Source organism: Ancylomarina salipaludis, assembly GCF_004122035.1.
Taxonomy (GTDB): Bacteria; Bacteroidota; Bacteroidia; order Bacteroidales; family Marinifilaceae; genus Ancylomarina; species Ancylomarina salipaludis.
Window position 1 is genome coordinate 145,892 of the sequence record NZ_SAXA01000010.1, and the last position, 22,446, is coordinate 168,337.

Annotated in this window: 17 protein-coding genes; 12 read left to right on the plus strand and 5 right to left on the minus strand. The window is 38.8% G+C overall.

The annotated features are described in order from the left end of the window. The first annotated feature begins 58 nt into the window (after positions 1–58). The 10 genes from EO244_RS11875 (at position 59) to EO244_RS11920 (ending at position 12,370) form a co-directional block, all read left to right on the plus strand. On the plus strand, positions 59–508 hold the full coding sequence (locus EO244_RS11875; RefSeq protein ID WP_129254899.1) for a hypothetical protein: 450 nt from the start codon (positions 59–61) through the stop codon (positions 506–508). 20 nt (positions 509–528) lie between these two features. After that, positions 529–720 (plus strand): hypothetical protein, encoded by a 192-nt coding sequence (locus tag EO244_RS11880; protein WP_129254900.1) that lies wholly within the window; start codon positions 529–531, stop codon positions 718–720. Positions 721–747: 27 nt separating this feature from the next. Continuing rightward, complete coding sequence (locus EO244_RS11885) at positions 748–957, plus strand: hypothetical protein (RefSeq protein ID WP_129254901.1); 210 nt, start codon at positions 748–750, stop codon at positions 955–957. A 328-nt stretch (positions 958–1,285) separates the two neighbouring features. After that, a complete protein-coding gene (locus EO244_RS11890) occupies positions 1,286–2,710 on the plus strand; it encodes an alpha/beta hydrolase family protein (RefSeq protein WP_129254902.1) in 1,425 nt (474 codons plus the stop codon). A gap of 346 nt (positions 2,711–3,056) precedes the next feature. Next, complete coding sequence (locus EO244_RS11895; protein ID WP_129254903.1) at positions 3,057–4,601, plus strand: hypothetical protein; 1,545 nt, start codon at positions 3,057–3,059, stop codon at positions 4,599–4,601. Between the two features lie 36 nt (positions 4,602–4,637). Continuing rightward, positions 4,638–5,354, plus strand: coding sequence for a 3-oxoacid CoA-transferase subunit A (locus tag EO244_RS11900; RefSeq protein ID WP_129254904.1), 717 nt, complete (start codon positions 4,638–4,640; stop codon positions 5,352–5,354). Further along, positions 5,345–6,007, plus strand: a complete 663-nt coding sequence (locus EO244_RS11905) for a 3-oxoacid CoA-transferase subunit B (RefSeq protein WP_129254905.1) — start codon at positions 5,345–5,347, stop codon at positions 6,005–6,007. The genes EO244_RS11900 and EO244_RS11905 overlap by 10 nt, the downstream gene beginning before the upstream one ends. Positions 6,008–6,039: 32 nt before the next feature. After that, entirely contained in the window at positions 6,040–7,392 is a 1,353-nt protein-coding gene (locus EO244_RS11910; RefSeq protein ID WP_129254906.1) for an aspartate aminotransferase family protein, read from the plus strand. Positions 7,393–7,410: 18 nt separating this feature from the next. Continuing rightward, complete coding sequence (pcaF, locus tag EO244_RS11915) at positions 7,411–8,613, plus strand: 3-oxoadipyl-CoA thiolase (protein WP_129254907.1); 1,203 nt, start codon at positions 7,411–7,413, stop codon at positions 8,611–8,613. Positions 8,614–8,719: 106 nt separating this feature from the next. Continuing rightward, positions 8,720–12,370: a two-component regulator propeller domain-containing protein gene (locus tag EO244_RS11920; RefSeq protein ID WP_129254908.1), complete on the plus strand. Its 3,651-nt coding sequence runs from the start codon at positions 8,720–8,722 to the stop codon at positions 12,368–12,370. 44 nt (positions 12,371–12,414) lie between these two features. On the opposite strand, the gene EO244_RS11925 is transcribed toward EO244_RS11920, so the two are convergent. The 5 genes from EO244_RS11925 to EO244_RS11945 all read right to left on the minus strand — a co-directional run bounded on the left by EO244_RS11925 (position 12,415) and on the right by EO244_RS11945 (position 20,099). Next, a complete protein-coding gene (locus tag EO244_RS11925; protein ID WP_206734549.1) occupies positions 12,415–12,627 on the minus strand; it encodes a DUF5808 domain-containing protein in 213 nt (70 codons plus the stop codon). 419 nt (positions 12,628–13,046) lie between these two features. Further along, complete coding sequence (locus EO244_RS11930) at positions 13,047–15,497, minus strand: PAS domain S-box protein (protein WP_129254909.1); 2,451 nt, start codon at positions 15,495–15,497, stop codon at positions 13,047–13,049. Positions 15,498–16,047: 550 nt separating this feature from the next. Beyond that, entirely contained in the window at positions 16,048–16,944 is an 897-nt protein-coding gene (gene rarD / locus EO244_RS11935; protein ID WP_129254910.1) for an EamA family transporter RarD, read from the minus strand. A gap of 176 nt (positions 16,945–17,120) precedes the next feature. Beyond that, positions 17,121–18,119 carry an MBL fold metallo-hydrolase gene (locus EO244_RS11940; RefSeq protein WP_129254911.1) on the minus strand — a complete coding sequence of 333 codons (999 nt, stop codon included), beginning with the start codon at positions 18,117–18,119 and terminating at the stop codon, positions 17,121–17,123. Positions 18,120–18,371: 252 nt separating this feature from the next. After that, a complete protein-coding gene (locus EO244_RS11945; RefSeq protein WP_164977485.1) occupies positions 18,372–20,099 on the minus strand; it encodes a serine hydrolase domain-containing protein in 1,728 nt (575 codons plus the stop codon). Positions 20,100–20,323: 224 nt separating this feature from the next. On the opposite strand from EO244_RS11945, the gene EO244_RS11950 reads away from it, so the two are divergent. Continuing rightward, positions 20,324–21,364 carry a sensor histidine kinase gene (locus EO244_RS11950; protein ID WP_129254913.1) on the plus strand — a complete coding sequence of 347 codons (1,041 nt, stop codon included), beginning with the start codon at positions 20,324–20,326 and terminating at the stop codon, positions 21,362–21,364. A gap of 6 nt (positions 21,365–21,370) precedes the next feature. Then, a complete protein-coding gene (locus EO244_RS11955; RefSeq protein ID WP_129254914.1) occupies positions 21,371–22,081 on the plus strand; it encodes a LytR/AlgR family response regulator transcription factor in 711 nt (236 codons plus the stop codon). Positions 22,082–22,446 lie beyond the last annotated feature (365 nt).

A 22,446-nucleotide genomic window follows, 5' to 3' on the forward strand; every position in this document is an offset into this window, starting at 1 on the left:
ACCAGGTGTTGATAATTTGATTGAAAAAAAGATAATAGAACGATTAAATAATAGAGCCATGAAAAATAGAATAATCTTCTTTTTGGTTTTGACCATTTTCACAATAACAGCATGTTCTTATGATGAAGAATGTGGTGCATGTTTTACGCCTCCCAATTACTTTGCATTTAGTTTGGAGGATAAAAATACCGGAGAAAATCTCTTCACAAATGGTCGTTTTAATCCTGATGATATCGAAATTTTAGATGTTTCAGATCGTCGTGTTGAATTTAATTTTATTGATGAGAATGACATTAATTTGATTGAGATATATACAATTGGCTGGCAAACTGAAATTGTGAATTACAGAATAAACATAGCTTCTGAAAACATATTCAATTTATATGTGGATGCCGAAAGACTCAGTGAAGACTGTTGTTCATTTACCAGATATAATAAATTTGAAATAGATAATGCTGAATACAGCCAGAATCCTGAGACGGGGATTTACTCTATTCTGCTTGAATAAAACATTAAAATAATTGAGATATGAGTAAAAGAAATACAATAATTGTAGCATGCCTGTTAATTATATCGGCTGTATTAATCAGTATTTTAAAGGATGGTAGTCATGATCGTCTTGATATGGAACTTGTTGATTTCTATAACGGCATGTTGTATGGGGCCGGATTTGGTATTTTAATAGTATCCTTGTTTAAAAAGAAGCCAAAGCAAGCTTAATTGTTTTGAAGGACATAAAAGATTGGTATGAATAAGAAATTAAACTTTTGGTATTTTATTGTCTCCATAATCATATTGATTGTGATGCGAGGGCTTGAACTCTATTCGTTGATAAAGATTGATATCAATATCTATTATGTCATCATTGGGACATCAATAGCCGCATTGGGCAATTATGTGGTGATTTTAATACAAAAACGAAATGTGAATCGTAAAACGAATAATCTTCTTAAATAGTCATTGGAGTTTAAAATTGAACCACCTCTCCCGAACAAGTTCGGGTACTCCTCCTTGTAAAGGAGGAGAAAGACCTGTCTTTATAATGAAATTGTAGAGTTGATTGTCTTTGCTTGGGAATCAAGAGGAGAAAGGATTTGGAACGGTTAATCAGTTTCCCCTCCCGCAGAGGAGGGGTGCCAAGCTCTGCTTGGCGGCGTGGTGTTGGAGTTGATTATTTTCGCTCGGGAACCAAGAGGATAGAATAGTAGTCAGAATTTAAAGAATACGATTCAATAATAAAATGTAAACCTGTCGGTTGGTACAGGTAGAACAAGGAAACAAAAACATGAAACAACTGCTTATTTTTATAACATTAGTCCTGAGCTTTTCAATTTCGAGCCTGGCATTAACAAAAAAGGAACCTGCAAAATGGGAGGGCGCCTTAATCGTTCAAGGTTTTGAGCTGAAGTTAATTTTCAAACTCCATCAGGATACTTGTCTGCTTGATGTGCCCATGCAAGGACTGAAGGATTACGCATCTTCTGAATGCATGATTGAGGGCGATAGCATTCGGATTTCTTTTTCCGGCATGCTTCAGGCTCAGTTTATTGGCGAATATCAGGGGGATACCTTAATTGATGGGAATTGGCTGCAATCGGGTCAAAGTTTTCCTTTGAAACTGAGAAAGAAAATCGAACTAAAAAGACCTCAGAATCCTCAAGGACCTCTAACTTATAAGCAAGAGGCGGTTTCTTATTTCAATTTTGATAGAAGTATACAATTCGGAGGGACGCTGACGATTCCTGAAAAAGGAACTAAACATCCCGTTGCCATTTTGATTACGGGTAGCGGACAGCAGGATAGGGATGAATCTATAATGGGACATAAACCTTTTTTAGTGATTGCCGATTACCTGACCCGACAAGGGATTGCTGTATTGCGAGTAGATGATAGGGGTATGGGGTCAAGTACGGGTCAAGAGACATTGAAACATGCGACATCCTATGATTTTGCTTTGGATGTGGTTGCGGGGATTAAATACCTGCAAAGCAGAGCTGATATTGATCCTCAGAATATCGGTTTGATTGGTCACAGCGAAGGCGGTCTGATTGCGTCTATTATTGGATCGAAACGGAACGATTTGGCCTTTATTGTCTCCCTGGCAGGTGTGGGTGTATCGGGCAATCGAATCATCAGTTCACAAATAAAGAAATCCTTAACCCGCAGTCTGCCTAATGTCACTGTCGATAGTATCATTTCTTTTGAGAAGAGAGCCTTGAATATTATCATGCACGAAGAAGATGACAGACGGGCTGAGGTCAGTATTACTCAGGCCTTAATCGGTCCCTGGATAGCAAATCAGGATGCTGCTGTAAAAGAATATTTTGGTATGAAGACAGTAGATGGTTTTGAAACCATTGATACGAAGCCTGCATTAGCGCGTTATAAGATGATGATGATCCCCTGGTTTCGCTATTTTATTGCTTATAAGCCATCAGAATATCTGCCCAAGGTGAAAGCTCCCTTCTTAGTTCTTAATGGTGAAAAGGATACCCAGGTTTTAGCCGATTTAAACTTGAATGGTTTTAAACGCATCTTTAATGCTAGCGGAAAAACTAATTACAAAATCAAATCTTACCCAAATCTCAATCATTTTTTTCAGCATTGCCATACCGGATATCTCGACGAGGTTGAGTCAATTGAAGAAACAATTTCCGAAGAGGTTTTGAATGATATGTCGGTTTGGATAAAAGAGCAGATACAGAATTAAGATGGAGTTGCTGATGGACTTGTTTGATCTGTATGCTTTAAATTAAAAAGTATCTGTGTAAAAAGAATCTGCTTTCTCAATGATTTTTAAAATCATGGAAATATAATTCCTCTTTGCGATAAAATAGAATAAAGGTGTGGTCTTAGGGCTGCACCTTTTTTTATGGCTTTAAGCAGGTGTACTATCTTCGTGTAAGTGATGATTGATACTCTTAGGGATTGGAGCTTTCCTGTTCGGGAATAAATCGAGTTTAGTCCTCTGATCATAAAGAAGTTCTGTTAAACTTGCTTTGTGTGACTGATTTTCATAAATTTAAGAGACTGCGAATCTAAAGAGGGCATGGATTATGGAAAATACATTGAAAAGCATTTTGGAGAGACAGCACTTCAGTAATGAGAGCTCTTCGATTATTGAAAAGGAAAACCTATTACCCCTTGGTTTATTAAAACGTCTGCATGCCAATTATCCCAATCATTCAGCGATTATGGAGTCGCGGGAGCTCATGTTTAAGACCAAAAAACATTATGCGGGATTAAATGGGTTTCGGGAAATTGTTGACGTACTCAAGCAGCATGGTATCGATATAGGGCATCATCTGGAGCGTGAACTGTTCATTCAGGTTTATCGTTTTTTGGCAACCCAATTTGTATTGAATGCTATTAACTGGAATAATTATGAACAGGATTCTCTTTTTCAACTCGTTTTCCCTCAGCCGGGAATGATGAATCCTCAAACTCTTAAAGCTTATAAAGAAGCCAAATCTGAGGACGAGAGACAAAAGCTTATTAAGGATTACATTAAAAGAAACACCAACCCTCATGATGGGAAACAACAATTGAACAAACCCTGGTTCGAAAATGAGGAGGGAGACCTGGTTGTTCTGGAAGGGAGTCAGCACAAATACCCGCAGTGTCAGCTTATTTTTGATCAAACAACGCAGTCCTGCTTTGCGTTTTGTACCTATTGTTTTCGTCATGCACAGGTACGGGGCGACGAGGATATGTTTAATCAGATCGATATCAAACCCGTTCACGATTACCTGAGAAAGCATAAGGAAGTGACTGATTTATTGTTGACTGGTGGAGATGGTGGCTACATGCCCTATGAAAGACTCAAAGCTTATGCAATGCCGCTGGTTGAAGATCCGGAACTGACTCATATTAAAACCCTGCGAATTGGATCGAGAGCTTTAAGTTATCAGCCTGATCTGTTTTTAACGCAGGACTATCAGAAGATTTTGGAGCTCTTCAAAACCTTAACCGATAATGGTGTACAGTTGGTTTGGATGTCGCATTTCTCAACCCCACGCGAAGTTTTGAACCCAACAACGATTGCTGCCATATGTCGTTTGCGCTTATACGGTGTGGTCGTAAAGAGTCAAAGTCCGATGATGAACCATATCAGTTTATTTACGGATAAAAAGGGTAAAGTGGATATTGATCGATCAGCGCAAAACTGGATCGACCTTGGAAATATCTTTGCCATGTTATCTGTGGGTTTTCATTCCATTTATTGTGCGCGACCAACCGGAGAGCATCACTATTTTACAGTTCCTTTATCTGAAATAAATAAGGTGTTCTGTAAGATATACCGTTCATTGCCTTCTATCAATCGCCCTTCGCGATACATTACGATGACATCATCGGCAGGAAAGATATCCATTTTGGGAACCCTGGATATTCAGGGACAAAAGGTCTTCGCTTTAAAATTCAACGAATCGAGAAATATGGACTGGATGGATCAGGTTTTCCTTGCTAAATATAATGAGAAGGAAAATACACTCGAAAAGCTCATCCCTTTCGAAGGGGAAAAACATTTCTATGAAGACGAACTGATCGAAATAGAAAACGAGAAGCAGGAAGCTTTAGGAAGAAGATTGAATAAACTATGATTTTAAATTGATCAATTTCATTTTAACAGATTACGAATGATAAATAAAATCGTAAAATCAGCAGCTGATGCCGTGGCAGATATCTTTGATGGCGCTATCATCATGATTGGTGGCTTTGGCAATGCCGGCACTCCAATTGAGCTTATCCACGCTTTGATTGATCAGGGCGCTAAAGATCTGACAGTTGTTAGTAATAACACGGGCAGCGGGCAGGTTGGTCTCGCGGCACTGATTGCACACAAACGTGTCAGAAAGATGATTTGTTCTTTCCCAAGAACAGCGAATTCAACGGTTTTCCCCGATTTGTATACCAAAGGAGAAATTGAATTGGAACTGGTTCCTCAGGGCACTTTAGCAGAACGGATTCGAGCAGGGGGAGCCGGTATTCCTGCATTTTATACACCAACATCTGTGAATACTCCCTTAGCTGAGGGCAAAGAAAAAAGAACCTTTGATGGTTTGACTTGTGTGATGGAGTATGGAATTAAAGCTGATTTTTCTTTGGTGAAATGCGAAGCTGCTGATCGTTATGGGAATTTAGTATACAATAAAACGGCGCGAAATTTTGGTCCTGTTATGTGTACCGCTGCTGATGTGACTATTGTGCAGACCAGAAAAATTGTTGAGCTGGGCGAAATTGATCCTGAATGTGTGGTGACTCCGGGCATCTTTGTAAAACGACTTGTTGAAATTCCCAAACCAGCTGATGAGGCCAAACTTGTTGCTGAAGATAGGAGGTACCCATGGAGCTAAAGACGATAAAAAAAGGATGGAATCGGAATGAGATGGCACAAAAAGTGGCTTTGGATATTCCGGATGGTGTTTATGTGAACCTGGGAATAGGCATGCCCGAATTGGTTGCAGACTACGTACCTGCGGGCAGAGAGGTGATTTATCATACCGAAAATGGTTTGCTGGGCATGGGACCCGCACCTGAAGTCGGGAAAGAAGATCCTGAACTTATAAATGCCGGGAAAAAGAGCATTACAAGCATAAAAGGCGCCTGCTTTTTTCATCATGCCGATAGTTTTACCATGATCAGAGGCCGACATATTGATATTTGTGTGCTTGGAGCTTTGCAGGTGTCTCAAACGGGTGATCTTGCCAATTGGTCGACAGGGGAACCGGGAGCAGTACCTTCGGTGGGAGGTGCAATGGATTTGGTTGCCGGTGTAAAAACCATATTTGTTATTACGCAGCACACAACAAAAGAGGGCAAATCAAAAATCGTTGAAAGTTGTACTTATCCACTAACGGGAAAGGCGGTTGTGAATTGTATTTACACCAACCTGGCCATTATCGATGTCAAGCCTGATGGTCTTTTTGTTAGAGAAATGGCACCCGGTATTTGTTTCGACGATTTACAAAAAGTAACGGAGGCTAGACTCAATCGGTACGAATATTAGCGAAATTCAGTCAAACTCATTCATTTATAATTATGGAAAATCTTCATGTTATTTCCCGAAAACATAAACGAACCAGTGAAGAAATATACCATCAGGCTTGTCAGCTGATACCTGGAGGTGTGAGTCGAAACACGCTTTTTCATAAGCCTTATCCCCACTATATCAATCAAGCGAGTGGTTGTTATGTAACCGATATTGAAGGGGTTCAACGAATCGATTTTGCAAACAATATGGCTGCATTAATACACGGTCATGCACATCCTCAAATTGTTGATGCCGTGATTGAACAGATTAGGAAAGGAACGGCATATACTCTGGCAACTGAGGCTGAAGTGCTCCATGCGCAATTGTTATGCGACAGGGCGCCGGGTTTTGAAAAAATTCGATTTGTCAATTCGGGAACTGAAGCCGTTATGGCAGTGATCAAAGCCTCACGGGCTTTTACAGGAAGAGCTAAAATAACTAAGGCCGAGGGCGCCTATCATGGGACCTATGATTATGCTGAGGTTAGTCAGGCTGCCAATCCAACAAACTGGGGCGATTTAAACCAACCTAACAGTGTGCCTTTGGCAAGTGGTACGCCTCAGGGGGTGTTAAATGATGTTATTATTTATCCTTACAATGATATTGAAAGAACCTTAGCTATATTGGATGAACATGCTGATGAAATTGCCTGTGTTCTGGTTGACCCGGTGCCACATCGTGTGGGACTCATGCCGGGAAAGCCTGAATTTATTGAAGCCATTTATAAATGGACACGCAAAAATGGAGCTCTGCTTGCTTTTGACGAAGTGGTGACATTTCGTGTTGGTTATGGTGGTGCACAGCAAAATTATAGCGTAAAACCTGACCTGACGGCTTTAGGTAAAATAATTGGTGGCGGTTTTCCTGTGGGCGCTTTTGCAGGTCGATCCGATATTATGAAAGTTCTCGACCCGAGAGAAAGTAAGCTTCTTTTTCCACATTCGGGAACTTTTTCAGCAAACCCGGTAAGTATGACCGCAGGGCGGGTTGCGATGGAACTCTTTGATGAAGAGGCCATTTTGAAACTGAATGCATTAACAAAAAAAGCTATTGCTCAAATAAGAGAAGCCATTAAAATTGCAGATGTTCCGGTTTCTATAACCGGAGCAGGATCGATGTTTCGATTGCATCTAAAATCAAAGGCTCCTGCAACTTATCGGGAGGCCTATCAAAATCAGGAGACAAAAGCACGAGTTGATGAGATGCTGGATTATCTTTTTTACAAGGAAAAAATAATGATGATTAATACGCTTGCCTGTATGTTTTCAACGGTGATGACTCAAAAAGAAATTGATATTTTATCTCAGGCCTTTTTAAATATGTTTAAACAGTTTAAGCCACAATTGGACTCTCTTCAATAATTTAAAAAGAATAAGACCATGACTGATGTATATATATGTGATGCTGTAAGAACGCCCGTGGGCAAATATGGCGGTTCTCTGTCTTTGGTAAGAGCCGATGATCTTGCAGCAATTCCTTTGAAAGCTTTGATGGAACGAAATCCCAATATAATTCCGTCTGATATTGATGATGTTTTGATGGGCTGTGCCAACCAGGCAGGTGAGGATAATCGGAATGTTGCCCGAATGGCTTTGTTATTGGCGGGTTATCCCGAGTCGGTTTCCGGAGCGACCATCAATCGTTTATGTGGTTCGGGGATGGATGCCATTGGAAGTGCGGCCCGGGCTATAAAAGCGGGAGAAGCAGATTTGATTATTGCAGGAGGGATTGAAAGTATGTCGCGTGCCCCTTTTGTCATGGGGAAAGCGGAAACGGCTTTTTCGCGATCGCAGAAATTTTATGACACAAGCATCGGTTGGCGTTTTGTTAATTCAGCTTTGGACAGAATGTATGGGTCAGAATCGATGATAGAGACGGCAGAAAATATTGCTGTTGATTTTAAAATTAGCAGAGAAGATCAGGATCAGTTTGCTCATTGGAGTCAGTTGAAAGCACATGCTGCACAAAGTCAGGGGTTCTTTGATGATGAAATTATTCCAGTTTTGATTCCTCAGCGAAAAGGTGAACCTCTCATTGTTAACAAAGATGAACATCCTCGTTTAAGTTCACTTGAGAAATTGGCCTCTTTAAAGACGCTTGTCCGTGAAAATGGGAATATAACAGCAGGGAATGCTTCAGGTGTGAACGACGGTGCAGCGGCTTTGATTATCGCATCGGAAAAGGCAGTGAAGAAATATGGTTTGAAGGCTAAAGCTAAAATACTGGGAATGAAAACGGCGGGTGTTTTACCTCGCATCATGGGCATGGGACCTGTTCCGGCAAGTCAGAAGCTTTTGAATCATTTAGGTTTGCAACTGGATGATATGGATATTATCGAATTGAATGAAGCTTTTGCTGTGCAAGCACTTGCTTGTATTCGTGAATTGGGGCTTGATGATTATGATCCTCGAATTAACCCTCAGGGTGGAGCTATTGCACTGGGGCATCCTTTGGGTATGAGTGGTGCCCGAATTGTAACATCGGCATTCTATCAGCTCCAACGTTCGAATTCAAAAAAAGCCCTTTGTACCATGTGCATCGGCGTAGGCCAGGGAATTGCACTTGTGATTGAAAAGGTGTAAGCCTAATTTCATTAATTCTCTTAGATTAAATAAATTGAATGAAACTTCTGATGTGGTAAAAAAAACGTAAATTACTAATGCTTAAACATTAACTGGTTCTGAAGATATGAATTTCCGCTTCCTAATAGTTCTTTTAAATTGTAGTTTTCTGTTGTGTCAGGCTTTAAATGTACGGGCTCAATTGATGACTTTTAAGCATTACGGGGTTGAGGATGGTATTTCACAAAGTGAGATTAAACGTATTTTTCAGGACTCTGAAGGCTATCTTTGGTTTGCCACTCAAAATGGTTTAAATAAGTTTGATGGTTATAGTTTTGAGAATTTTTTTTACAATCCCACGGATAAAACCTCAATTTCCAACAATTGGGTATTTGATATTACCGAAGACGCAAAGGGGAACATCTGGCTTGGAACCAAAGAGGGGCTGAATCGATATGATAAGAGAACAGGTACTTTCTCTCTGATTCCCCACAAACTGAATGATTCTATTGTGCCCGATAAATTTGTGTATGGTGTTGTTGCTGATGATCAGTTTGTTTATATCAACTTTCCCCCGGTTTTATCCCGATATAATTATTTGACCGATAGTTTGGAGAGTTTTACCAATAACCTGCAATACGACGGGGCTTTACATGATATTGGTTTTCCTATACTTAAGAGCAGTATGGGAATGATTTGGTTAGGTTCTTCGGATGGATTAAGTGTTTTTGATCCAATTCATAAAACATTCAGGAATTTTCGTTACGAGGCTTCTAATCCTCACTCCATTTCCCATAATCATATAACGGCCCTATACGAAGACCTGAATGGAAATATAGTTGTTGGAACGGAAGATGGACTCAATTTCTATGAGCGTGAAAATCAGGGGTTTTTTCGTTTAGGAAATAACGATGATAAGGCACATGTTTTAAGCAGGAGCTATATTCGTTCAATTGTTCAGGATAGTAAAGGGGTGTATTGGATTGGGACTGAAGAGGGGGGATTAAATCGTTTGGAGTGGAGTTGGGATAGTGGCGAATTTGAATTAAGCCTGTACCGAAGTGGCCCAAACAACACAAATTATATTGGTCATGATATTGTGTATTCCCTTCTTGAAGACAAATCACAGAATCTTTGGATTGGAACGATCGCGGGTCTTGACCGAGCCGATTTGAAAATGAAGAAATTTCAAAATTATAAGAAAACAGACGATCCGAAATCACTTGATCTGTTGGATAATATTATTGGATCGATTTATATTGATGAGGACAAGCGGCTTTGGGTTGGAAATTGGGCAAAAGGTTTGAATATCTTTAATCCTGAGACCAAGGAAATGCGGCACTATTCTTCAGAATTCGAAGGGGATAAGTACATTTCAAACAATCATGTTCATGTGTTGTTTGAAGATCGGGAATCAAGAGTTTGGATGGGAACTCGCAATGGGGTGAGTCTCTTCAATAAGCAAAAGCAAAACTTTATTCCTTTTAATACGTATTTCGGTTTAGATACAACTGATTTTTTTGCAAACAACCGGGTTTATTGCATTACGGAAAATTCAAATGGGAATATTTGGATTGGGACAGGGAATGGGATTGTCAGATTTAATCCTAAGACCAAAAAAAGGATCTTTTATCGTTCCGGGGAAAAGGACGCTTGTGCTATCAGCAGCAATTTGGTTTATTCCATATTGGAGGATCGTGACGGTCTTGTTTGGATTGCGACATTGAATGGCATGGATTGCTACTTGCCTCAGGAGAATCGGATGTTGCATTATTCACATCAGGATAGAAAAGAAAATACCCTTTGCGATAATTTTACCATCTCTCTTTGTGAAGATTATAATGGGGATATATGGGTTGGGACCAGTACCGGTGTTAATCGTTTCAATAAAAAGGATTCTGTATTTACTTATTATTCTATGAAAGATGGCCTGCCCAGTAATATCATTTATGATATTATCGAGGATAAAAATCGTAATCTTTGGTTTTCTACTGGGAATGGCTTAGCCATGTTGAATGTAAAGAAAAATGAGATAAAATCTTATTCTGTTAATGAGGGGCTTCAAGGAGGTGAATTCAATCTTAAAGCTGTTTATCAGGATGAAAAAGGGACGGTTTATTTCGGCGGCATGGATGGATTGGTTTCATTTCACCCGGATTCTTTGCAGGACAATAATTTTATACCTCCTGTTGTGATTACCTCTTTTGAAAAGGAAAGAGGAGGGCAAAAGCAGAATCTTAATGTTTATAACGATAAGTTGGAACTTACTTATAAGGATTATTCATTTACCATTTCGTATGCTGCTTTGGATTTTACTCAACCTTTTAAGAACCGATATGCCTATAAGATGGAGGGGCTCAGAGATGAATGGTTTGATGTAGGGAACCGACATTTTGTGCATTTTACCAATCTGCCTAGCGGGCATTACACTTTTCTTGTTAAAGGAACGAATAATGATGGCAGATGGAATGAGCTTCCCACAAAGCTTGATATTCGGATTTTACCGCCTTGGTGGCTTAGTCCCTATGCTTATGCTACTTATGTTTTATTGGGCTTTTTATTGGTGATGGGAATCATGAGGTTGAGACTGAGGAATCTGAAACGAGAGAAACGCATTTTGGAAGAAGGTATTCGAGAACGTACAAAGGAGATTGCTTTGCAAAAGGAACGAGTTGAAGAAAGCGAAGAAAAATTGAAGTCGACGATTTCTTCATTAAACGATTTGGTTTTTGTTCTTGACCGTGATGGGATATTCCAGGAGTTTTATAATCCTGGTAATACAGATCCTCTTTATGAAAATCCGGACTTCTTTTTAAATAAACACTATACTGAGGTTGGTTTCCCATCTCGTGTTGTGGAGGAGTTGAAGATTGCTTTTGAGAGACTTCAAGAGAGTGATTTGATTCATGAATTTGATTATTGTGTCAATCAGGAAGGCATGTGCTGGTTTAACGCAAAAATTAGTCCACGCCGAAATGCTCAAGCTATCCTGACGGGTATAACAATTGTTGCGCGTCACATAACTGAACGAAAGGAAGCGGAAGAGCGATTGCGTCAGCAAAAAGAAGAACTTGATGAACTGAATGCAACTAAAGATAAGTTCTTTTCTATATTGGCTCATGATTTGAAAAATCCTTTTGCCAGTCTGTATTCTTTGAGTCAGGTGCTCGACGAGAATTATAATGGTTTGGATGAGGAAGATAAGTTGATAGCCCTGAAACGGATTCACCATTCTGCCGAATTGATATACAATTTATTGGAGAATTTGCTCACATGGTCCAAATCTCAAAGAGGTCTTATTGAGTATTCGCCTTCGGAGTTTGACCTTTCTGTACAGATTGAAGAGAATATTAATTTGCATCGAATTCCGGCCGAGAAGAAAGGTTTGCAATTGAAAACGAATTTGACCGAAAGTTATATGGCTTATGCTGATCGTCAGATGATCAATACGGTTTTGCGTAACCTGGTAAATAATGCCGTAAAATTCACCGCTTCAGGAAAGGCGGTTGAAGTGAATGTGAGACGTGAAGAAAAAATTCTTGAAGTTGAAGTCAGGGATGAAGGCGTGGGGATTTCACCTGAGAATTTGGAAAAGCTTTTTCGTATAGATGTGAAATATAAAACAGTCGGAACATCAGGAGAGAAGGGGACAGGTTTGGGGTTGATTCTTTGTCACGAATTTGTGCAAAAAAATTACGGAGCCATTTGGTGTGAAAGTGAAATAGGTAAAGGCACAAGTTTCTTTTTTACCATCCCTTGCGAGAAAAGGAAGGTATAAGGTGGGGATGAGTTTTGTATGCGAATTTCAAATTCTGATGTATTCTACAATCCTAAATACATGCAAAGGGCTATGATTCCAGCCAAGGCGATAATAATCACATACGAATAGGGATTCGCAAAGTTTAGGGTCCAACCCAATCCGGGCTCCAGTTTAGGTACTCTAATTCTTGGATCTTTGCGATTGTAATAGAAAATTCCTCTCCAGTTTGCCGGATTTTTACTCATTAAATCGTAATTCTCATTTTGTCGTTTCATATCCTGCGTCTTTTAAATTGGGCTGTATTTTATTCTTTCTAATGCCAAACTAATTTAATAATAATTTAGTCCCGTTCGAGTCGGATGAATCGATTTTTTTATCAAAATTCTATTTGTAATCAGATCAAATGATCATCAGACAGGTTCTGTTTTCGTTAAAATTTAGGTTTAAAGATGAAGGCGGAAAAGTGTTTTGAATAAAATTTGATTTTTTTTTTAAAATTCTGACGCAACCCTTATGCTTTTTATTCATCTTGATAAAAACTCAGATGATAATCTTACAAAAGCTAGGGTTGCTGAATAAGATTTCAATTAGTAAATAAAGGTTTTTTATATCTATTTTAATGGGGTTAAAATAGATGGGTGCGGCTGAAAGGCTGCACCCTTTTATTTTTGAAAACTAGGGTTTAGTCGGGTTATTATAAGCAGGATGAATGTGTAAAGTGAAAGGTAGAGCCTTCGCCAAGTTTAGATTCTACCCAAATTTTACCACCTAATCGTTCAACAAGATTTTTCGAAATAGATAGGCCCAATCCAATACCGTTATATTCCCTTGAAAGGGTTTCGTTGGCTTGTCGGAAGATGCCAAAAATACTTTTTTGTAAGTCCTTAGGAATTCCAATGCCAGTATCTTTTACATAAAACTGAAAGGGCAATTCCGATTGGTCGTTATCATGTTTTAAACCGTATTCTATTTGTCCAGCCTCAGTATACTTTAAAGCATTTTTTAAGAGATTGAGAAAAATTTGTTTGAAACGTTTGGGGTCTGTGTTTAGCATACATAAGGAAGCACTGTCAGGCATATGCAGTTTCAAATCGATATGTGTTTTATTCATACTGATTTGTTCGGCAATAATCATATCATGAATTTCATTTAATAATCCCGAAAGAGAGTTGGTACTGTAAGTCATTCTGATTTGTCCTGTTTCTATTAGGGAGATATCAAACAAATCTTCAACAATATTCAACAAATGTTCTCCGCTTTGGTGAATCATTTTGCAAAAATCTACGGCTGTTTCTATGGGAGTATCCATATCAACGATACTGGAAAAACCCAAAACGGCGTTTAAAGGGGTGCGTAGTTCGTGAGACATAGTCGTGAGAAAAACGGATTTTAGACGATCAGATTCCCTGGCATCCAACAGGGCTTGTTTGAGAAGTTCTTCTGTTCTTTTTTTCTCAATTGAAATACTGATTTGATGAGAAACCAATTCTAATATTTCTTTGTCTTCTTCGGTAACAGCTTTTTCATTATCATAACTCTGAATAACCAATACGCCTATGGTTTTATTTTTGCGTTTTAAAGGCATACCTAACCATATTTTTGATGGTTCTCCCAAAAGTTCCACTTCACCTCTTTCTGCCATGGCAAATAAAGTCTCGATGTCAGCCAGAAGGGCTTTTCCGTGATCAATCACCCAACCTGATATGGATTTCCCCTTAGGAAAAGTTTCAACGGAGTCGAATTCCCCGTCATGATAAGGCATATAAAAACACTCTTTGTCCTCATCATACAGGGCTACAAAGAAATTTTTCGTGTTAATTAGTTTGCTTAATTCTTGTTTTATAAAACTTATAAAGTCGGAAAGTGTCGGTTGAGAAAGGACCGCATTTGAGATGTTGAGAATTATTTCCTTAATTTGATCTTGTCTTTTCCTTTGGGTAATATCCTCTTTAACTCCGATAAAATGGGTGATTTCTTCATTCTTATCTTTTAGTGCAGAAATTGTGGCATATTCCCAAAACAAATCTCCATTTTTTTTCTTATTCTGCAATTCACCACTCCAATTATTCCCTGATTTAATTGTTTCCCACAGGTTTTTATAAATTGATAAAGGTGTATTACCTGAGCTCAGAATTTTTGGATTTTGACCTTTTATTTCATTTAGATTATATCCTGTAAGTTCCATAAACTTTGGATTTACATACTCAATATGACCTTCACAATTGGTTACAACGACTGAGGCAGGACTTTGAATAACCGTTTGAGATAGTTTTTTGAGCTCTTTTTCAGCATTTCTGATATGGGTAAGGTCGTTAACTGATAGCAAACAGACGGTTTCACCATTTAAGCTTGATTCCTTAATGTTTACACCTACATTCAACTTTTCATTTGCCCTGTTTACGGCAATCGCCTCAATATAGTGTCTTTCTTTAGGCAAGCCATCACTATAGTCTGACGACCAGTTATCTTCGCCCATAAAATTGAAGATTGACATGCCTGAGAGTTCAATTTTGGAATAGCCAGTCATCTCTTCGGCACGTTTATTTACTTCGATAATTTTATCTCCCTTTATAATAAAGATTCCATCCTTACTCGCATTGGCCAATTTTCGATATATATTTTCCCGGTCTTCAAGTTTTTCGATGATTCTGTATCGATCAAGAACTATTGCGGTTAAATCAGCTAATTCTGAAATCTGTTCAAGCTCTTCTGTATTGAGAGTGATATTGTTTGGGTAGTAAATGGTGAAAGTCCCTGTTTTTTTTCCGGAAGGATCTTTTATGGGTTCTAATAGGCAGCTTGTTAGACAGGTTTGCTGGAGGGTGTTTTTTAAATGGTCTTCCAAAGGATATGAGTGAATATTTTCTAAAATCCGTCTTTTTTCAAAGAGGGTTTTTGTTTCAGAAGATATAAAACCATCTGTTATGGGAATGCCATGAAGGGCTATATTGTTGGAATCTGGTAAATTCAGGTCAATTTCATGTAATAGATATTTTCCTTCCTCATCTATATTGTATATCGTGCAGATTGAATTAGGTATAATTGCTTGAACTTGTGTAAGGATTTGATTTAAAATACTGGTTTTAGAATCCCCTCTGTACAACTTCTCTAAAACATCCGATCTGAATTCTTTTTTATTCTCCATGCACCGAAAGTATCATATTTTTGAGTTCAAACTATCGCGCTCTTTTTATTTATAGTGAGTATAAATAGGTTCATGATCTTTTGTTATACAATAAGTTTAATTGTTTCGTTTGTTTAAGCAATCCTTTTCTTTTTTGACATGGACCTTGGTGAAAAGTCATTGATGATAGCACTTATAATTGCTATAAAGAGAAATTATAAGGCAGTATTGCTACTGATTTTCTAAAAAAAAATGCTCATTAATTTTCTGAATTTTGATGTCCTCCTTTTAACCAGACCAAGTAACTTCAGCTATTGATAATTTTATCAGTTGAAAGGTGGTAAGTAAAATACCACACAACGTTCCGCAAGTATGGGGTTTGCCGCCTTCCTGAAGGACTATTTGTTTGAGAAACTAAAGTTGTTATTGATAATATTTTGTCAAATATCGCTAACTTAAGTTATACACTACGAGCCACTATAATAGGCATAGGCCAGAGTTCTCCTTTCTTGGAGGGTATGGGCACAATGGTTTTTCTTAGTATTTATAACCATACTTAGTGTTTAGTCCCTTATATGCTTCGGTAACTATTTCTGGCATTCTTCCACATCGCAATGGAGTAGAAACCCAGAGCAAGCCAGATCATACCAAAGGCGATGATTTTTTCGTGCGGAAAAGGCTCCTTGTAGACCATCACCGCCAGAATAAGCATGATGGTTGGAGTTATGTATTGCATAAAACCGATCGAAGTCAGAGGAATTTTTTGGGCTCCCCTGGAAAACCAGTAGAGAGGAAGAGTCGTTATGATGCCCGTAAATAGAAGCAAAGTATCAATTTGCCAGGAATGCATAAAAAGAGATCCCGATCCATCCAGTACTTTGTAGCCTATAAAAAGGGCTGCCAATGGTGCCAAGGATAGGGTTTCTATCGTAAGCGCGGACATGGCCTCCAAACCCTGCCTCTTTTTCATCAAGCCGTAGAAGCCAAATGATAGAGCCAGGTATAAGGCGATATACGGAAACCGGCCGTAATCAATGGTAAAATAGAGCACTGCGGCGGATGCCAGTACCAGGGCCAATTGTTTGAGGCGATCCAGTTTTTCGCCCAGTAGCAGAATTCCCAGAAATACGCTCACCAATGGATTAATGTAGTAGCCCAGGCTGGCTTCCATGATTCTGTCTGAATTTACTGCGTAGATGTATACTCCCCAGTTGCTGCTCACCAGAATTCCTGCAAAAAAGAGGCTGTTTCTTTTTTTGCGATCAAGCAGAAGGTTGTGAACCTCTTTCCTCTTTTTAAACAGTATCCAGATCAATAGAAACAGGAAGGACCAAAAAATCCGATGTGCAAGGATTTCAAAAGCCGGCACCATCTTTATTCCTTTCCAGAAGATGGGCAACAGGCCCCAGCTTAAAAAGGAGAGTAAGGCGTAGAGATAGCCCTTGCTGGTTTCGGTTGGTTGATTCATGTTTTAGTGATAATGATTAAATTATTATAGTTCTTGTGAGGTAAGAGGGCCTATTTAATTTGGAAAGCTATCCGATTTAGCGAGTCATAAAGTGGGGGAAATCGTGCTGAACAGACCGTTAGGCTGAAGATATCGTCCCATTTTAGATGAGTCATCTTTCAGTATGTTGAATTCGGTTACTTAGTGGTTTGGTTGCTTAGCTCCTTATAAAGTGCTTCTATCTCTATAGCGAGCGTGGTTTGAAAACCCCAATGTGAATATTCCGGCATTTTAACTTCCAGGAGGAGCTCCTTCAAATTCATTTGGGATGCTATCCCGGCTTCTACTTTCGATCGCAATTCGGTAAGATACTGTCCCATCAATTGCAGATCCTGAGTATTGCCTAATGCACCATGACCAGAAATAATATATTGGTAGTCCTTCTGAGAATACTTTACAAGCTGTTTTATCCAGTTTTGGGTGTCCGAATCGGCATTGGAATCAATGTAGGGCAGGCATTTATTGAAAAGCAGGTCTCCTGTGGCTAGTGCTTTTTGATTGATAAATTCAACCATGATGTTACAATTAGTGTGTGCTTTTCCGGGATAAAATAACCTTAGGGTATCAGAGCCAAGAAATAGTTTCATTTCGGAGGTAAAGCTAAGGAGGGGGTAAACATTAGATGATTCTGAAATATTTTCCAATCGTTCTGATGCGGAATTGTATTGTTTTTGAATCTCCATCCATTTGGGATCATTGTTTTGTTTTAGTTGATTCATATTCTCTTTTAGCGAATTAATCCAGGGGATTAGATATTTATTTTTATTGCGGTCAATATAGTTTTGTCCATGTGCTCTCAGGTTGGTAGCCAGGTTCTGATGCGCAATAATTATAGGATTTCCCGAAAATCCACAGGCTCCTAAAGTATGGTCAATATGAAAATGAGTCAGAATGATGTACTTGATGGGTTTGTTGGTGATAGATTTGATAAGGCTCTCAATTTTTTGGCCATACATTTCCTGAGAGCCGCTATCTATGACTACAACTCCTTCCTCGGTTACTAAAAAGCTTACATTTCCACCATAGCCGCTAATCATGTACAAGCGGTTGGTCACTTTTATGAGGGAATTATTTTGTTCTGAATGAGCAATAAGACTGGTTAAGGTCAGGATGATGATCCAAATGTATTTTTTCATTTTGTTTTAATGGCTAGGTTAATAATGGATTTTTTATAAGCAATAGATTTTTAACATATTACATTTTATATATTCAAATATAAATATAATTAAGATTCCTTGCAAGCAGAGAAAACCGAATGTAATATTTTTATGGTATAGTAACTTAAGTTTTGTGTGTGCCTGTTTCATGTGCCCGTTTAATTCAGGTCTTTTTTGATTCATTCTAGCAAATTAAGGAGGAGGGCTCGAACGTCTCCCTGGCCTTCACCTTTAGTTTTTCGAAAACCTGATATTTTGTACCCGACCTACATCCAGCAATACAAAACCGTTGATTTGATTCGCATCGTTACGGGTAAATTCCAACAGTCCGAAATTGTCGGTCGAAAATTTGTCACCCTTTAAATGACTCAATTTTACACTGTCGAAATCGAGATAGGTTTTAAAGGTAGAGGGAGGGGTAATGGTGAGAATGTCATCCTGAAGTGCAATCGGGTATTCTACCTTTAAACTGTTGTGGTAGTATTTCCCAACATAGCAGGCTAGCTCTTCCTTTGTAAGGGACTTTCGTTTTACTGTTTTATCAGCCTTGTAATCCTTGCCTCCTTGATGCCAGATTAATTCGTTAACCGATCCATCGCTTCCTTTTATAAATGTACACTGCGCTTTAAAGGCCTTCAGGAAAAAGTGGTTAGGACTTTCAGCATAGAGTGGATATCTATCTTCTCCGGGAAGAACTAACCAGAGGGTATCCTGCTTTAGGTCAAATCCGAATTGCATCCCATCTGGCATTTGATAATCTCCTTCCAGGAGCTGTAGTTTTTCTTTCTCTACAGTTATCTCGACTCTTTGTTTTGGGGCTTCCTCTATAATCTTACCAGCAAATATTAGATCGGTAATTTGATAGGCCAGGCGACGGGTATTGATACTTTCGGTGTTAAAAAGAAGGACAAGCAATAGTTTCTCTTCAGGAAAAATCATAAACTGACTTCTGAATCCAAGGTCTCCTCCGCTGTGTTCTACCATCTTGATCCCTTTATAATTTTTCACATAAAAACCATAGGTATAGGTGAGGGTATCCCCATTGTTAAGGGTGTTGTATGTGTTGCTTATTTTATTGATATAGTTATCCTGGCCAATGCTGGAGGAGAAGATATTTTGGCCCCAACGAAGCATATCGTTCAGGCTGGTGTGGATATTCCCAGCTCCATAAGTGTAATCTTTTCCGTTACCGAATGGAATAAATTGATCCTTTCCCTTTTTATAGCCTGTTGAGCAGGTGGACAAATCTATTTTCGGGTCGTCATACACAAAGGAAGAACTCATTGCAAGTGGATCAAATACTTTTTTTTTGAGGAACTCCGAAAACTTCATTTCGCTAACGATTTCAACTATTTGGGTAAGTATGGAGTAGCCCGCATTGGAATATACATGTTGTGAGTTGGGGGTGAAGTTCAGCTGAGGGTAGCTCATAATTAGATCAATCTCATTCTGTTGTGACCATTGTTTTTCAAACGACACGCCGGCAAAAAGCCTGAGTACATCGGTGGAAGCGATTCCACTGGTGTGTTGAATGAGATTACGGATGGTAATTACATTCTCATAGGCGGGTAGTTTTGGGAGATAATCTCTGATGTTATCGTCCAGGTTGAGTTTTCCTTCCTCTTCAAGTTTCAAAATGGCGAAGGCCGTAAATTGCTTGGACACAGAGGCAATGTTGAATACAGTATTTTCATCAATAGAGCTATTCTGATCGATATTCATTAGGCCATAAGCTTTTTTCATCCACACTTTATCATCCCATAGGACTCCAATGGCCACACCAGGCTGATTTTCACTAACTTTTGATGCCACCAGCGAATCAATGTGTTGCTGTAAGGCCTCTTTTTGCTTGTTGTCGGCACAGGGTGATGTTTTACCATTTTTTTTTGTTTGTGCATTTGCGCTAATCGAAATGGAAAGTACCAATACGAATACGACTAAAATTTGATATGTTCTCATAGGATTAATTTGTTTTGAATTACAGTTCAATATTATGCTGTTGTTTCGCATAACTGAAATTTACTCCATCAATGTGGAGAATTCTATTCGAAATGAAACTCCTGGTTGATATGTTTAACTTGTCAACTTTACATAATGGTTTGTCAACTGTTTTTATCTATACATATAATGCGTATTTTTAAGCATACATCTTGACTTATCTTTGGAAGTATAAAAATGATATTATGCTGAATGTAAAACGATGGGTGGAACCATTAATCCACTTTATAATTTGGTTGGCCGGATTTATTGTGGTGGCCGTTCATGTAAACAATATTGGGTTCCTTAAAAGAGGTCACGAAGGTTTTCTTTTTACCGTAATATTGGCTACCCTTCTTAATGTGGGGCTTTTCTATACTGTTGCCTTAGGTTTGATTCCCCGTTACAGTCCGCACAAATGCAGGAAGCGTCTTTTCTTGTATCTTTTACTTGCCTTGGCAGGTTACACCCTGTTGGAATCTGTGGTAGATTTTTATTTTATGCCCACCTACTATTCCTCGGAAAAGGAACCCTATTTTTCTCAGTTTATGGTTGCCTTGACAAGCAATCTATTTATCCTGTCCATAGCCCTGGGGTATGGTTTTACAAGGGTTTGGCTCATGGGAGAGAAGCATCAGCAGGAGCTAAAATCGGAAAAACTATCAGCGGAGTTGAATTACCTCAAGGCTCAGGTGAATCCCCACTTCCTTTTCAATATGCTGAACCTGGCTTTTGCCAGTGCAACGAAAAGTGGGGATGAGTTTACGGCTGACCTCATTGAAAAAATCGCCTCACAATTACGATATATGCTCTACGATAGCAATATCGAAAAGGTTCCGGTGAGTATGGAGATTGAACACATCAATGGATTTATCAGTTTGCAGAAGTTACGAATGTCGAGTGAGATGCCTGTTAATATAATTTATCAAACACAGGGCGACTTTGATTCGAATTTCATTGCCCCCTTGTTGCTGATTCCCTTTATCGAGAACGCTTTTAAGTATGGAAAAAGCTTTGATGATCCTTCTCAAATCGAGATTAGGGTAGAGTGTATCAATAATACTCTGGAGTTGAAGGTTGTGAATCCCATTAAGATGAGAATTAACCATGTCGATAAAAACTCATCGGGTATCGGTCTTGAAAATGTGCGAAAAAGATTGGCCCTGATCTATCCCGGAATGCACAACCTTGAAATTAACGAAAAGCAGGGAATGTTTAATGTATATTTACAAATTCAACTAAACTAGGAATATATGAAATGTATTGCTGTTGATGACGAACCATTTGCTCTTGATCTGATTGAAAGCTACATCAAAAAATCTCCCTTCCTGAAGTTTCATGGAGGATTTTCCAATCCGCTGAAAGCCCTTTCCTTTCTTATGTCCAACCCTGTGGACCTGGTTTTTCTTGATATCAATATGCCCGAGTTATCAGGTTTGCAACTTCTTAATTCCCTGAAGCACAAACCTCAGGTGGTCTTTACAACTGCCTATTCGGAGTACGGAGCCCAAAGTTATGAGTATGATGCAATCGATTATTTGCTTAAGCCTATAAAGTATGAGCGTTTTCTGAAAGCTGTAAACAAGGCCTACGACCTTTCAGGAAAATCCAGGGGAGAAGGCATGGTGGTGGATGCAACTCCTGTTTGTAAAATTGCCATTCATATTAAAAGTGGCTCTCAGATGTACCGATTACAGCCTGAAGATATACTTTTTGTAGAAGGTGCCGGCAACTACATGACCTTTTATACTAAAGAGAAGAAGGTTCTTTCTTTGCGAACCATGAAAGAAACCCTTCAGCAATTGCCTTCTGATATGTTTGTAAGGGTGCACAAGTCATATGTGGTGTCTTTAATGCATATCGATGTAATTGAACGGCATCAGTTAGTTGTAAAAGGGAATAAGATTCCTATTGGGATCACTTATCGGGAGCAATTTTTTGCCAAATATAAAATGTCCTTGTAAAGTTGGGTAGAAGATGCGGATCTTTGGTAGTGGTTTCTTAAATATTAGACCTTGAATTCAAAAATTTCTTTCTGCTTCTAGAATAGTAAAAATAAATGCTTGAAAAGAAACTTGCTCTTCCTGAAATAAGAATTGATCTCGTGGTTCTCATTTCTCTTAATGTTTTGAATTTTATGCATATAAAAAGAGAGTTTTAAATTAATGAAACTCTCTTCTTCTGCGGAGAGAGAGGGGTTATGGATCACTGGTAAAAGTTGGGTCTGCTTTAAATTGATCATATCTTTGGGAGCTTCAATTTAAAACCATTAACCTCTTATGCAAAAATCCTTATTATCACTCTTTTTCCCAGAGGGTCTTTTAAATTA

Bases quoted from the DNA above. Each gene is read 5' to 3' on its own strand.
- EO244_RS11875 (WP_129254899.1), top strand. From the start codon at position 59: ATGAAAAATAGAATAATCTTCTTTTTGGTTTTGACCATTTTCACAATA.
- EO244_RS11880 (WP_129254900.1), top strand. From the start codon at position 529: ATGAGTAAAAGAAATACAATAATTGTAGCATGCCTGTTAATTATATCG.
- EO244_RS11885 (WP_129254901.1), top strand. From the start codon at position 748: ATGAATAAGAAATTAAACTTTTGGTATTTTATTGTCTCCATAATCATA.
- EO244_RS11890 (WP_129254902.1), top strand. From the start codon at position 1,286: ATGAAACAACTGCTTATTTTTATAACATTAGTCCTGAGCTTTTCAATT.
- EO244_RS11895 (WP_129254903.1), top strand. From the start codon at position 3,057: ATGGAAAATACATTGAAAAGCATTTTGGAGAGACAGCACTTCAGTAAT.
- EO244_RS11900 (WP_129254904.1), top strand. From the start codon at position 4,638: ATGATAAATAAAATCGTAAAATCAGCAGCTGATGCCGTGGCAGATATC.
- EO244_RS11905 (WP_129254905.1), top strand. From the start codon at position 5,345: ATGGAGCTAAAGACGATAAAAAAAGGATGGAATCGGAATGAGATGGCA.
- EO244_RS11910 (WP_129254906.1), top strand. From the start codon at position 6,040: ATGGAAAATCTTCATGTTATTTCCCGAAAACATAAACGAACCAGTGAA.
- pcaF (WP_129254907.1), top strand. From the start codon at position 7,411: ATGACTGATGTATATATATGTGATGCTGTAAGAACGCCCGTGGGCAAA.
- EO244_RS11920 (WP_129254908.1), top strand. From the start codon at position 8,720: ATGAATTTCCGCTTCCTAATAGTTCTTTTAAATTGTAGTTTTCTGTTG.
- EO244_RS11925 (WP_206734549.1), bottom strand. From the start codon at position 12,627: ATGAAACGACAAAATGAGAATTACGATTTAATGAGTAAAAATCCGGCA.
- EO244_RS11930 (WP_129254909.1), bottom strand. From the start codon at position 15,497: ATGGAGAATAAAAAAGAATTCAGATCGGATGTTTTAGAGAAGTTGTAC.
- rarD (WP_129254910.1), bottom strand. From the start codon at position 16,944: ATGAATCAACCAACCGAAACCAGCAAGGGCTATCTCTACGCCTTACTC.
- EO244_RS11940 (WP_129254911.1), bottom strand. From the start codon at position 18,119: ATGAAAAAATACATTTGGATCATCATCCTGACCTTAACCAGTCTTATT.
- EO244_RS11945 (WP_164977485.1), bottom strand. From the start codon at position 20,099: ATGAGAACATATCAAATTTTAGTCGTATTCGTATTGGTACTTTCCATT.
- EO244_RS11950 (WP_129254913.1), top strand. From the start codon at position 20,324: ATGCTGAATGTAAAACGATGGGTGGAACCATTAATCCACTTTATAATT.
- EO244_RS11955 (WP_129254914.1), top strand. From the start codon at position 21,371: ATGAAATGTATTGCTGTTGATGACGAACCATTTGCTCTTGATCTGATT.